Source organism: Rivihabitans pingtungensis (assembly GCF_003201855.1).
Classification (GTDB): Bacteria; Pseudomonadota; Gammaproteobacteria; order Burkholderiales; family Aquaspirillaceae; genus Rivihabitans; species Rivihabitans pingtungensis.
Window position 1 is genome coordinate 73,501 of sequence record NZ_QJKI01000009.1, and the last position, 13,056, is coordinate 86,556.

General features: G+C 64.6%; 12 protein-coding genes. 4 read left to right on the forward strand and 8 right to left on the reverse strand.

The genetic code is table 11. From position 1 onward, the window contains the following. Window positions 1-175: 175 nt before the first annotated feature. The 6 genes from galE to DFR34_RS08775 all read right to left on the reverse strand — a co-directional run bounded on the left by galE (window position 176) and on the right by DFR34_RS08775 (window position 4,621). A complete protein-coding gene (galE, locus tag DFR34_RS08750) occupies window positions 176-1,204 on the reverse strand; it encodes a UDP-glucose 4-epimerase GalE (RefSeq protein WP_110390764.1) in 1,029 nt (342 codons plus the stop codon). After that, window positions 1,201-1,995, reverse strand: coding sequence for a polyamine aminopropyltransferase (locus DFR34_RS08755; RefSeq protein WP_245906849.1), 795 nt, complete (start codon window positions 1,993-1,995; stop codon window positions 1,201-1,203). The genes galE and DFR34_RS08755 overlap by 4 nt, the downstream gene beginning before the upstream one ends. Next, window positions 1,988-2,956, reverse strand: a complete 969-nt coding sequence (ttcA, locus tag DFR34_RS08760; protein WP_110390765.1) for a tRNA 2-thiocytidine(32) synthetase TtcA — start codon at window positions 2,954-2,956, stop codon at window positions 1,988-1,990. The genes DFR34_RS08755 and ttcA overlap by 8 nt, the downstream gene beginning before the upstream one ends. A 73-nt stretch (window positions 2,957-3,029) precedes the next feature. Next, complete coding sequence (locus tag DFR34_RS08765) at window positions 3,030-3,554, reverse strand: hypothetical protein (RefSeq protein WP_110390766.1); 525 nt, start codon at window positions 3,552-3,554, stop codon at window positions 3,030-3,032. An 8-nt stretch (window positions 3,555-3,562) separates the two neighbouring features. Then, window positions 3,563-3,751, reverse strand: coding sequence for a hypothetical protein (locus DFR34_RS08770; RefSeq protein WP_110390767.1), 189 nt, complete (start codon window positions 3,749-3,751; stop codon window positions 3,563-3,565). Between the two features lie 126 nt (window positions 3,752-3,877). Continuing rightward, window positions 3,878-4,621 carry a pteridine reductase gene (locus tag DFR34_RS08775; RefSeq protein WP_308418008.1) on the reverse strand — a complete coding sequence of 248 codons (744 nt, stop codon included), beginning with the start codon at window positions 4,619-4,621 and terminating at the stop codon, window positions 3,878-3,880. Between the two features lie 122 nt (window positions 4,622-4,743). Here DFR34_RS08775 and DFR34_RS08780 point away from each other — a divergent pair, with 122 nt between their 5' ends. After that, window positions 4,744-5,901, forward strand: a complete 1,158-nt coding sequence (locus DFR34_RS08780) for a class I SAM-dependent methyltransferase (protein WP_110390769.1) — start codon at window positions 4,744-4,746, stop codon at window positions 5,899-5,901. Between the two features lie 17 nt (window positions 5,902-5,918). On the opposite strand, the gene DFR34_RS08785 is transcribed toward DFR34_RS08780, so the two are convergent. Then, entirely contained in the window at window positions 5,919-7,862 is a 1,944-nt protein-coding gene (locus tag DFR34_RS08785) for an acyltransferase family protein (RefSeq protein ID WP_158281781.1), read from the reverse strand. 519 nt (window positions 7,863-8,381) lie between these two features. On the opposite strand from DFR34_RS08785, the gene DFR34_RS08790 reads away from it, so the two are divergent. Genes DFR34_RS08790 through DFR34_RS08800 form a run of 3 tightly spaced genes read left to right on the forward strand, consistent with a single transcriptional unit; the run spans window position 8,382 to window position 11,666 of the window. Then, the gene (locus DFR34_RS08790) at window positions 8,382-9,992 is read left to right on the forward strand and encodes a methyl-accepting chemotaxis protein (RefSeq protein WP_158281782.1); all 1,611 of its coding nucleotides are present in this window, start codon (window positions 8,382-8,384) and stop codon (window positions 9,990-9,992) included. Between the two features lie 59 nt (window positions 9,993-10,051). Beyond that, the gene (locus DFR34_RS08795; protein ID WP_146215103.1) at window positions 10,052-11,248 is read left to right on the forward strand and encodes a porin family protein; all 1,197 of its coding nucleotides are present in this window, start codon (window positions 10,052-10,054) and stop codon (window positions 11,246-11,248) included. A 10-nt stretch (window positions 11,249-11,258) separates the two neighbouring features. Continuing rightward, complete coding sequence (locus tag DFR34_RS08800) at window positions 11,259-11,666, forward strand: type 2 periplasmic-binding domain-containing protein (protein ID WP_110390773.1); 408 nt, start codon at window positions 11,259-11,261, stop codon at window positions 11,664-11,666. Between the two features lie 163 nt (window positions 11,667-11,829). Here DFR34_RS08800 and nemA read toward each other — a convergent pair whose 3' ends face one another. Beyond that, a complete protein-coding gene (gene nemA, locus DFR34_RS08805; RefSeq protein WP_110390809.1) occupies window positions 11,830-12,936 on the reverse strand; it encodes an N-ethylmaleimide reductase in 1,107 nt (368 codons plus the stop codon). Window positions 12,937-13,056: the final 120 nt, after the last annotated feature.

Here is a 13,056-nt window from a genome sequence, read left to right on the forward strand (position 1 = left end):
AAACGGCGGATGTTAGCTGGGCTACCTGATGGACTTTTTGAGCTACTTTCCTGAACACTTTAAGCCTACGAATCACTACCCACGACATCGCCGCCTTATGTATTCAGAATTAATACGCCTTCTCATGTCGTTTGGCAAGCATAACTCCAAAAAAATACACAAGAGCACCTTCCCCCTACCTATACCCCTCCGGATTCCCCCGCTGCCAGCGCCACACATCCCGGCACATCGCATCCAGATCACATTCCGCCCGCCAGCCCAGCAGCTGTTCGGCGCGGCTGGGGTCGGCCCAGCAGGCGGCGATGTCGCCGGGGCGGCGGGGGGCGAAGCGTAGCGGCACGGTTTGGCCGCTGGCGGTTTCGAAGGCGCGCACCACGTCCAGCACCGAGTGTCCACGGCCGGTTCCCAGGTTGACGGTGAGTTCGCCGCCTGCGGCTGGCAGGGCGTGCAGGGCGGCGAGGTGGCCGCGCGCCAGGTCGCAGACGTGCAGGTAGTCGCGCACGCCAGTGCCGTCCGGTGTGGGGTAGTCGTTGCCGAACACCGCCAGTTCCGGGCGGCGGCCAATGGCCACTTGGCTGACAAAGGGCATGAGATTGTCCGGCGTGCCCAGTGGGTCTTCGCCCAGTTGGCCGGAGGGGTGGGCGCCGACTGGGTTGAAGTAGCGCAGGATGGCCAGCCGCCATTCGGGGTGGGCGGCGCAGTGGTCGCGCAGCAGGTCTTCGGCCATGCGCTTGCTGCGGCCATAGGGGTTGTTGGGGGCCAGCGGCGCGCTTTCGTCGATGGGCATGCGCGCGGGCGCGCCGTACACGGTGGCGGAGGAGCTGAACACCAGGGTGCGCACGTCGGCGGCGTGCATGGCTTGCGCCAGGGTGAGGGTGCCGGCCACGTTCACTTCGTGGTAGTACAAGGGCCGGGCGACGGATTCGCCCACGGCTTTGACCCCGGCCAGATGCAGCACGGCGCTCACCGGGTAGCGGGCAAACAGCGCGTCCAGCGCGGCGCGGTCGCGCACATCGCCCTGCACAAAGGCGATCTCGCCGCCGCCCAGCGTGCTGGCGCGGGCCAGCGCTTCGGTGCTGCCGTTCACCAGGCTGTCGAACACCAGCACGGGATAGCCGGCTTCCAGCAGCGCCACGCAGGTGTGCGCACCGATATAGCCGGCGCCGCCGGTCACCAGCACCCAGGGTTTTGTGTCAGCGTTCATGGCAGCAGTCTCGATGCTGTGTGCGGGTTGTCGCGCTTGAGCGCGGCCACCATGGCCATAAAGTCCAGCTCGACGTCGGCGGTCAGCTGGCGGGCGCGGGCTTCCAGCGCGTCCAGCCGCAGCCGGTGGCCCGCCGGGCCGGCCAGCGCCAGCGCGGCGACATTGCCGTGCGAGGCGGCCGGCAGGGTGAGCACGCGGCCGTCAAATGCCTGGCGCAGGCAGTCCACATGGCGGCGGTAATGCGGGTGGTTGCCCCACAGATTCATCACCAGCACGCCGTTTTCGGTCAGCGTTTGCCGGCAGTCGTGCAAAAACGGCTCGGCCACCATCTCGGCAATCAGGTCGTGGCCGTCAAAAGCATCCACCAGCACGGCGTCGAATTCGGCGGTGCGCTCACCCACAAACTGCACGCCGTCGCCCTGAATCACCTGCAGGCGTTCGTCTTCTGGCAGGGCAAACAGGCTGCGCGCCACGGCGATGACTTCCGGGTTGAGTTCGACGGCGATATTGCGGGTGTCCGGCAGCCGGGCGTGGCAAAAGCGCGGCAGGCTGCCGCCGCCCAGGCCAATGTGCAGGATGGCGGCCGGCGCGCTGGGCAGGCACAGCAAAAAGCCCATCATCGCGTGGGTGTAGGTCAGCACCAGTTCGGTGGGGTCGGACAAGCGCATCGACGACTGAATGGTGTCACTGCCCAGGTATAGCGAGCGGATGCCGCGTTCTTCCGCCACCCGCACATCGGGCAGCGCCGGGCCGCTGTCGCGGCTGCGGCGGCGTTGCAAAAACTTAGCCACAGGCGCTGTCCTTTGGCCGCGAATCCAGAATGCTGATCACCGGGCGCGCCGGGCGGTCGTCGGCGTCGGGCTGCGGGTCGTGAAACTCTTCACGGTCAAACGCGGTGTCGCCGCCTTCGTCCGGCAGCGCGCCACCCAAGGCCAGGCCGGCAAAGTTGAACAGCGTGGGGTCGGCCAGGTGCGAGGGCACCACATGTTGCAGGCTGCGGAACATGGTTTCGATCCGCCCCGGAAAGCGCCGGTCCCAGTCGTTGAGCATCTCTTTGACCACCTGGCGTTGCAGATTGGGCTGCGAGCCGCACAGATTGCACGGGATGATGGGGAATTCACGCTGCTCGGCGTAGCGCTCCAGGTCTTTTTCCCGGCAGTAGGCCAGCGGGCGGATCACCATATGCTTGCCGTCGTCAGACAGCAGCTTGGGCGGCATGGCCTTGAGCTTGCCGCCGTAGAACATATTCAGGAACAGCGTTTGCAGGATGTCGTCACGGTGATGGCCCAGGGCAATCTTGGTGGCGCCCAGCTCGTCGGCCACCCGGTACAAAATGCCCCGACGCAGGCGCGAGCACAGGCTGCAGGTGGTTTTGCCTTCGGGAATCACCCGCTTGACGATGCTGTAGGTGTCTTCTTCGACAATGCGGTATTCAATGCCCAGGCTGTCCAGATAGGCCGGCAACACATGCTCGGGAAAGCCCGGCTGCTTTTGGTCGAGGTTGACCGCCACCAGCGAAAAATCAATCGGCGCGGATTTTTGCAGGCCGAGCAGGATGTCCAGCAGGGCGTAGCTGTCCTTGCCGCCAGACAGGCACACCATCACCCGGTCGCCCGGCTCGATCATATTGAAGTCGTTGATGGCGTCGCCCACATGGTGGCGCAGACGCTTGGTCAGCTTGTTGGCGTTGTACTGGGCTTTTTGCTCAGCCTTGAGCGCGTCGGCGTCAAGCGCCGGAGTGGGGGAGTTCATGCGAGGGTTACGCTAACAGACGGTAAAGGCTGGGGATTTTACCTGAGAATGGGTGAGGGTGGGCTGAGCGGGGTCAAGGAGGCGAGGAAGGTTGGGTCGATGAGCCAGCCGGATTCGGTGCGGTGAGGCGATGGATCAAACCGCGAAAGTCGTCAAATACGGCCACGCTGCCCAAATACAGCAATACCGAAAGGCCGGTGATGATAAAAGAAGACAGCACACTGGACAGCAAGGATTCTTTGACAGCTTGCCAGGTGGTTTTTTTGCTGCCGTTCAGGATGTTTTCGCAACGCTTCACCACATCAGATTGTTGATACGCTTCGATGCCGCGACGTATTTCCTCACTGGCGGTGAGGTCGATGAATTCATTCAGCGTCCGCTCGGCCTCGGCCAGATAAGCGTCAAGCCGGGCTTGATCAATGCCAATATGAAAGTACAAGGCCAGCTCTTCATCACTTGGCGCGCGTCCATGTTTGTCGTGAAAGCCGCGAATCCAGGCGAGTTTGTCATTTTTGTAAAACGTATAGGCCACCCGCCCGACAAACCCGGTCTGATCGTTGACCAGTCGATCAAAAGTTTGATGATGTGGTGTGGCCATGGTAAGCCTCAGTCCTTCTTGAATGGGCTCGACGCAACTTGCGAAAAGTGGTGGTTCAGCTCGGCCATGGAGTAGTGCGAGCGCTCCAGGGTGCTCGCCACTGCCGGAGGCAGTTGATAGTCCGCTATGGTTTTATGTTGCTTCATGGCTTCGTTCGCGCGTCGAATAGACTCACGGCTGACGACGGTGGCGCGCATCAGCAATCTCCTAGAATAAGTCAGAATATCAGGATGTTAGTGCAAGACACCGGCTAAAACAAGCACTTAGCGTCGCTCACAAAATTCAGCGCAACGCTCCTGCCACTATCTCTTAGCCTTGCCGCGCTACTGCACAATACTCCGCCCGCCATCCACCGCCAGAATCTGCCCAGTGACATACCCCGCCGCTGGCGACAGCAAAAATGCCACCACCTTGGCCAGGTCTTCGGGTTCGCCCACTCTTTGCAGCGGGATTTGGCTGAGGATGTGCGCGCGGGCGGCGGGGTCGAATACCGATTCGCCTTCGGGCCAGACATTGGCGCCGGGGGCAACGCCGTTGACGCGGATGGCCGGGGCCAGTTCCAGCGCCAGGGCGCGGATCAGTTGGGCGTGGCCGGCTTTGGCCAGGTTGTAGACGGTGTGGCCGGGCATCGGCCGTTCGGCGTGGATGTCGATCAGGCCGACGATGGCGCCGCCTTGGGCGGCCAGGTGCGGGGCGGCGGCCTGGGCGAGAAACAAGGGCGCTTTGAGGTTGGAGCCAATCAAATCATCCCAGTCGGCCTGGCTGATCTGGCCCAGCGGGGTGGGGAAAAAACTGGAGGCGTTGTTCACCAGCGCGTCCAGCCGGCCCCAGCGCGCGGCGGCGGCGGCCACCAGGCCGGGCAGGGCGGCGGTGTCCAATAGGTCGGCTGGCAGGCAGCAGGCGGAATCGGCGCGTTGCTGGTTGAGTTCGGCGGCCAGCGCGTCGGCGTGCTGGCGCGAGCCCCGGTAATGCAGCGCCACGCGCCAGCCCTGGCTGTGCAGGGTGCGGGCGATGGCGGCGCCGATGCGGCGGGCGGCGCCGGTGATGAGGGCGACGGGGGAATCCATGGGCGACATCTCCGAAAACAGGCTGGGCGCGGGGGGCGCCGTCGGCAAAGCAGGCGCGGGCGGCTTCTCAACCCTGGCAAATTCGCCGACAATCAGCGGCCCACAGTATACCTGACACCATCATGAGCGCCCTGCCCCTTCCCGACGCCGACGCCCAGGCGCAAAGCCAGCAACTGAGCGCGCAATTGCGCCAGCAGATTGCCGCCGCTGGCGGCTGGCTGCCGTTTGACCAGTTCATGCACCACGCGCTGTACGCGCCGGGGCTGGGCTATTACAGCGCCGGCAGCCGCAAATTTGGCCCGGCGGGCGATTTTGTCACCGCCCCAGAAATGACCCCCTTGTTTGCGCAAAGCCTGGCCAATACCGTGGCCGCCGTGCTGACGGCCACTGGCGGCGATGTGCTGGAGTTTGGCGCCGGCTCCGGCCGGCTGGCGCTGGATATCTTGCTGACGCTGGAGGCGCGCGGGCAGTTGCCGGCGCATTACTGGATTCTGGAAGTCTCGCCGGATCTGGCCGAGCGCCAGCGCGCCACGCTGGCTGCCGGCGCGCCGCACCTGCTGGCGCGGGTGGGCTGGCTGTCGGCGCTGCCGCAGGGGTTTCGCGGGGTGATGCTGGGCAATGAGGTGCTGGACGCCATGCCCTGCAAGCTGTTGCACTGGCAGGACGGCGTCTGGCAGGAGCGCGGCGTGGCCTGTGAGGATGATGGGCCCTTTGTCTGGCGCGATGCGCCGCTGGCCGAGCCGGCGCTGGCGGCGGCGATTGCCGCGAATGAGCCGCCGGACAATTATCTGAGCGAAGTGCAGCCGGCGGCGGCGGCCTTTGTGTGCAGCCTGGCCGACTGCGTGGACAGCGCCGTGCTGCTGCTGATCGACTATGGCTTTCCGGCCAGCGAGTATTACCACCCGCAGCGCCATCGCGGCACGCTGATGTGCCATTACCGCCACCACAGCCACGACGACCCGTTCTTCTGGCCGGGTTTGCAGGACATCACCACCCATGTGGATTTCTCCGCCATCTGGGCGGCGGCCGACGCCGCCGGCTGGCAGCTGGAGGGCTATGCCTCGCAGGCGGGTTATCTGCTGGACGCCGGTCTGTTGCAGGCGCTGCAAGCGCTGGAGCCTGGCACGCCGGAGTATTTCCAGGCGGCGGCCATGGCGCAAAAACTGGTCAGCCCGGCGGAAATGGGCGAGCTGTTCAAGGTGATTGCCTTTAGCCGCCATCTGGCGCTGGATGCGCTGCTGCCGGGTTTTGCCAGAGAGGATCGCTCGGGCGAGTTGTAAGGCCCGAGCGGCCTGATTCAGCGCGGTGCCAGCAGTGCGGCATCCAGGAAGCTAGCCTGGCTACGCACATAGCTGGCGCGCAGGTGGTTATTGTCTTTGTAAATCAATTCACCGGCAGCTGAAGCAATCGGACAACGGCCAGCCTGACACAAGGCGGGCAGCGGATCGATCACGGTCACCCCCGCGCGCGCCGCCACCGCGCGCAATTGCTCGCGCAAGGCCAGCACCGCTGGCGGCAAGACAATGCTGACGTCGGACACCGGACGCAAGTGCAGGGCAGACCAGCGGCTGCCCTCAATATAGCGGGCGGGCTCCAATTGCATATCCTGAGGATTATCCAGCAGCAGATACACCCGATGGCGGCGGGCCAGCGCTTGCAATTGTGCCTGCAAAGAAGCGAGCGCAGCCTGGCGGCCTGCCTGCCCATCCAGCGCCAGCCGCTGGCCATTGGCAGCCAGCACAAAGCGCTGACGCGCGGCCTCGGCCTTAACAGGCGGCACAAAATAGCAATTCCAGCATCCGCCCACCACGACGGCGTCCACGGGCTGACTCGCCAGCACAGCTTGCGCCGCCCGCCATGCCGATGAGCAAAACCCGCCGGTCGAATCCACTACTGATTCAATCGGCGGACAACCGCCAATCGTGCTCCACAACGTGGTGTTCAGCCGCTCGGGCGCCAGGCGCCGCAAGGCGGCCACCCTGGGCGCATACTGCTCAACATGAGAATCGCCCACCAGCAGGGTAACGCGCGCGCCCGCTGCGTCGCGCCGGACAGGATGGCCTTGGACCATCTGTGTGGCCATCACGCCGGGATAATCCCAGTCCCGGCTGGCTTCCAGCACGCGCTGCAAATCAGGGTTGACGTGACGAGGCGACACCCAGCCGAGCATGCCAGCCCCACCCCATGCAGCCAGCACCACAGACAGCGCCAGCAAAATCCAGATCGGGGCAGCCCCCTTGTAGCGATAACGCACGGGTTTTTCCAGCAGCTCGTAGGTCAGCCAGGCCAGCAGAATTGCCACCGCCACGGCCAGCGCGCGGGCCAGTCGATCTGGCGTGCCGTTGCTGAGCACATGCGCAAACGCCAGCAAAGGCCAATGCCACAGATACAGCGGAAAGCTGATCAAGCCGATGCCCACCATCAGCCGGTTGCTCAGCACGTATCGATTCAGCCAAGAGGCCTGGCCGGCAGCCACCACCAACACCGCCCCCAACACCGGCAAAGCAGCGCGCCAACCCGGAAACGGCTGCGACTTGTCCAGCCACAGACAACTGGCGGCCATCAGCGCCAAGCCGGCGAAGGACAGGCTATTGGCCAACCAGGTCGGGGGGGGCGCCGCACGGCCGGATTGCGCACGCAACACGGCCCAATACGCCAGCGCGCTGCCGGCCAGCAGCTCCCAAAAGCGCGTATAAGGCGCATAAAACGCTGCGGTGGCATCGCGTGGCGTCCACCATAAACAGGCCAGCAAAGACAGTACGGCCACGCTCAGCAGCGCCAACCACAAACGCAGACGGCTGCGCCAGCACAAGGCGATCAGCCAGGGCCAGACAATATAAAACTGCTCTTCCACCCCCAGCGACCACAGGTGCAGCAAGGGCTTGGCTTCGGCTGCAGTGTCGAAGTAGCCGCTTTCTGCCCACAAGGCCAGATTGGCGACAAAGCCCACGCCAGACAGCACATGCTTGCCCAATTGCTGATACTCGCCAGGCAACAGGATGAACCAAGCCAGCACCGAGCAAAACAGCAACACCAGGATCAGCGCAGGAAAGATCCGCCGAACCCGACGCTGGTAAAAGGTCAGAATGCTAAAGCGCCCGGTTTGGGCTTCTTTGATCAAGATGCCGGAAATCAGAAACCCGGAAATCACAAAAAAGATGTCCACCCCCACAAACCCACCTTTGAGCCAGACAGGAAAGGCATGGAACAGCACCACAGCCAACACGGCGATAGCCCGCAAGCCATCAATGTCTGGCCGATATTGCAGGGCGCCGTGCCCGGAGGGAAGAGTTGTTTGAGTCGTCACAGGCAATTCGCTTGAGTCTTGAGGCAACGTGATGCAACACGCTACCGACGGAGAAAATCTGACAATGGTATGAGGATTGCCCGGCATACGACAAGCCAGACTTGCGCATGCCACCCGAGCGATTACAATTGTGTAATTTACATTATATTTATTAAAATACTAAAATCCCATAAGCACCGCATTGAACACGCCGCAACCCCCCCAGCACTTAGCGCCGCTCACAAAACGCAGCGAAGCGCACCTGGCTAGGCATGTGACCGCAGACAGTACAAGCAAGTACGGCAAGGTCACACCACTACGCCAGGGAAGTTTTGTGAGCCGCTCTTAGCGCACCACCACGCCGGGCGGGTGGAGTCAGCCGCCGTTCACCCACAACGTAGCTGACGAGACAGCAAGTCTCTCTGGCCAACGGCACGCGGTATGCGTTTTTCAGACAACTCCGCGATGGCCCTTATGCTCAACCGCCTTACCCTGCGTCAAAAATTCCTGCTGCTGCCCGTGTTGCTGTGCCTGGGGCTGGCGCTGCTGTTTGTGCTGCACGGCGTGAACAGCCGCCGCCAACAGGCTGATCTGGACTTTGTCCGCCAGCAGGGCTTAAGCCAGCTGGAAACCAGCCAGAACCTGCTGGCCCGGCAAGAACAAATCGTCAACCTGCTCAATAGCGCCGCCACCACCGGCGACGCCGACGCGCTGGCGCTGGCAAAAACCCTGCACGGCCAGCAAAGCCAGGCGCTGGCCACTTTGCAGAACGCCGACGGCGTGGCGGCCGATGTGCGAGAGGCCAGCCAGGCCTCGGCCCAGTATTTTGCCCAGGCCTACCAGATGGCGGAACAAATGGCCGCCGGCAAGCTGGACATGGCGCGCGCCGCCGAACATGCCCAGGCGCTGAAATCCACGCTGGACGTCACCCAAGCCGCGCTGGGCCGACTGCGCCAGCACAGCCGCGACGGCCTGGCCGCGCGCATCGACCAGATCGAAGCCGACTCGCGCCGCTTTGGCCTGGCGCTGGGCGGCCTGCTGGCACTGACCGTGCTGCTGGGGCTGGGCGGCGCCTGGTATGTGGCGCGCCAGGTGTCCAGCCAGGTGCTGCACCTGCGCGACAATCTGCACACCCTGGCGCAGGGCGATGGCGACCTGACCGTGCGGCTGCCGACGGGCGGGCGCGACGAAATCGGCGCGCTGGTGCACGCGTTCAATCAGTTTATTGCCCACCTGCACGCCAGCACCCGCCAGCTGGTCGAGCATATCGGCGCGCTGGATCAGGTGGTGGCCAGCCTGGATGGCTGCGCGCAGGGTTCGCAACAGCATCAACACGCCCAGCGCCAGGCGCTGGGCGCTACGGTGGACGGCGTGCGCGAGATGGTGGCCTCGATTGGCGCGGTGGCCGGCGGCGCTCAGGCCACTTCCAGCGCCGCCGAGCAGGCGCGCCGCCACGTCACCGACTGCCATGCGCGCATGGACGACACCGTCGGCGCGGTGCGCCAGCTGGCCGATGGCGTCAGCCAGGCCGCACAGCGCATCACCGAGCTGGAGGCCACCGCCCGCCAGATTGGCGAAATTGTCGATGCCATCGGCGATATTGCCGACCAGACCAATCTGCTGGCGCTGAACGCCGCCATCGAAGCCGCCCGCGCTGGCGAGGCCGGGCGCGGCTTTGCCGTGGTGGCCGACGAGGTGCGCAAGCTGTCGCAAGCCACCCAGCAATCCGCCATCGAGGTCAACACCCTGGCCAGCGACATCCGCAGCCGCGTGCAGCACGCCGCCGCCGGCATGAGCGCCAACCTCACCCACAGCGAAGCCGGCGCGCGCAGCCTGGATGGCTCGGACCAGGCGCTGTCGGCGGTGGCCGAGCATGTGGGGGCCATGGCCGGGCGCAGCGCCGACATCGCCAGCGAAACCGCCCGCCAGCGCGACCGCGCCGCCGCGCTGGATGCTCAATTGGCCGAGCTGGAGCGCTCGGCGCAGGCCAACGACCAACACGCCCGCCAACTGGGCGACGCCGCCCGCCAGGTGCGCGACATCACCGCCACCCTGCACGCCCAGGCCACCCGTTTCCGTTTGTGAACCCGTCTCACCCTTGCCGCGCCAGGCGGCTTGCCTGGGCGCGCTTTTTGGAGTCTTGCATGAAACCCGTTCTTCCGCTGTTGGCGCTGGGCCTTGGCCTGGCCGGCGCCGCCCAGGCCGACGAGCCTATTTTTTCTGTGTCCGGTTACGGCACGCTGGCCTGGACGCAAATGTCCGGCGACAACGCCCAGTACCGGGTGGGCACCGCCGAGCCCAATGGCGCCGGCCATGCCGGCAGCGGCGAAACCGACAGCAAGCTGGGCGTGCAGATCATCGCCCGGCCGACGGATAAGTTTTCCGCCACCTTGCATCTGTTGAGCAAGAAAAACGTCAACAACAACTTCAACCCGCGCGTGGAATGGGCCTACGGCAAATACGACCTCACCCCGGAGGTGAGCCTGCGCGCCGGCCGGCTGGCGCTGCCGGGTTTTGTGCTGTCGGATTATCTGAACGTGGGTTACTCGATGACGCCGGTGCGCGGCCCGGTGGAAGTCTACGCCCAGCTGCCGATTTCGCACTTTAACGGGGTAGACGCGCTGTGGCGCACCCAGGCCGGCCCGCTGGCGCTGACCGTGCAGCCGTTTGCCGGCCGCTCGAACATCCACGCGCGGTTTTCTGATCCGCAAGCCACCCGCGCCGAGGGCGACGCCACGGTGTATGGCATGAATCTGGTCGGGCAATGGGATGACTGGTCGCTGCGCATTGGCCGCATCGACGCCAAGGTGTCGCTGAACGCCGGCCCGGTGGACAGCTTGATAACCACGCTGCGCATGATGGGCGAAAACGGCGCCGCCAGCCGGCTGGAATACCAGGACAAACATTCTTCGTTCACCGGCCTGGGCGTGGGCTACGACAACGGCAAGCTGTTGGCGCAGGGCGAATACACCATCCGCAAGGCCGGTGGCTTTTTGGCCGACACCACCGGCTGGTATGTGATGGCCGGCTGGCGCTTTGGCAATGTCACCCCCTATGTGATGACCGCCCGCCAGCGCGTCACCAGCGACACGCAATATGGCGGCATCGCCAACCCGATGCTGTCGGCCTATGTAAACGGCCTGCTGGCCTCGGGCAACACCAGCCAGAAAAGCTGGTCCTTGGGCGCACGCTGGGATGTGGCCAAGAATATCGCCGTCAAAGCCCAGTATGACCGCATCCGCCCCGACCACGGCAGCGCCGCTGGCCTGTTGATCAGCAGCGACAGCAAGCCACTGTCGTCCCGTCATGTGGCCACGGTGGCCATGGACTTTGTGTTCTGAGGAGCCGCCGATGAAAACCCGCATTGTCTGCATGCTGCTGGCCAGCGCGCTGAGCGCCGCCGCCGGGGCGGAAACCGTGGTGGTGGTGTCGGCCAAATCGGCCGTGGCCACGCTGAGCAAAGAGCAGGTGGCTGATTTGTTTGTCGGCAAAACCCAGCAACTGGGCGGCGCCAGCGCCGCGCTGGTGGATCAGGCCGAGCTGAAAGAAGACTTTTACAGCAAGGCCACCGGCCGCAACGCCGCGCAGATCAAGGCCACCTGGGCCAAGCTGTTGTTCACCGGCAAGGGCAATCCGCCCAAGGAAGTCAGCGGCAACGCCGAGGTGAAGAAGTTCGTCGCCGGCAACCCGGCGGCGATTGGCTATATCGACAAGGCCGCAGTGGATGGCAGCGTGAAAGTGGTGCTGAGCCTGCCGTAAGGTAAGCCAGATCAAAAACACCCCCTGCGGCAGCGCTGAGCGCTACTGGCCGCAGGGGGTGTTTTTTTGGCCAAGCTTACACCGTACCGAGTCTCTGGCTCAGCAGATGCAGACCGTGCAACAAGATCAGAAGGGGGCAGCCCACTGATCGAGCCGAGCACGCTCAGGCCGGCGAATACACCGGATAATCGGTATAGCCTTCCGCACCAGCGGCATACACCGTGGCCGGGTTGAACTCCACCAGCGGCCAGTCTTCGCGCAGGCGGCTGACCAAGTCCGGGTTGCCGATAAACGGCCGGCCAAAGGCCACGGCGTCGATCAGCTTGGCCTTGAGCAGGGTTTCCGCTTTTTCGGTGGTGTAGCCGCCCGCGGCGATGATCTTGCCTGGGTAGCGCGCGCGCAGGGTGTGGCGGAAGGCGTCGGACAAGGCTGGCGCGCCGGCCCAATCCGGCTCGGACAGGTGCAGATAGGCCAGCTTGCGCTTGGCCAGCTCGTCGGCCAGATACCAGGCCATGTCTTCCTGGCCGGTGTCGTCCAGGCCGTTGAAAATGCCCAGCGGCGAAATGCGGATGCCGACATGGGCGCTGTCCCATTCGCCAATCACCGCGTCCACCACTTCCAGCGTCAGCCGCGCGCGGTTTTCCACGCTGCCGCCGTATTGGTCGGTGCGTTGATTGGCCAGCGGCGACTGAAACTGGTGCAAAAGATAACCATGCGCGGCGTGCACTTCCACCAGATCAAAGCCGGCGCGGCGCGAGCGGTCGGTGGCCTGGCGGTAGTCTTCGATCAGGTCGGCGATTTCGGCGGTTTCCAGCGCGCGCGGCAGCGAGCACGGCGCCCGGCCCAATTGGCCATCCGGGTTGCGCACCGTGGCGTTGGCGTCGGCGGCAATCGCCGATGGGGCCACCGGGGCGGCGTGCTCCGGCTGCAAGCTGGTGTGCGACACCCGGCCCACATGCCACAGCTGCAAGGCCATGCGCCCGCCCTTGGCGTGCACGGCGGCGGTGATCGGCTGCCAGGCCTGCACTTGCGCTTCGTTGTAAATCCCCGGCGCGCCGGCATAGCCCTTGCCCACAGGCGAAATCTGCGTGGCCTCGGCAATCAGCAGGCCGGCGTCGGCGCGCTGGGCGTAGTATTCCGCCGCCAGCGCGCTATTGGGCACATCGCCCGGCTCGTGCGCGCGCAGCCGGGTCAGCGGCGCCATGACAATACGGTTGTTCAGGGTGATGTCCCCGATCTGCACCGGGGTGAGCAGGTGGTCTGCACGCATGGAGGCGTCCTTTTTGTGGGTCAGGCGTTGAAAACAACACACCAATAGACCAGTCGTCTAGTCCGTTGGCAAATGCAAGCCGCACCTGGGTGCGGCGGGGTAAAGCAAGCGTCTTTGCTG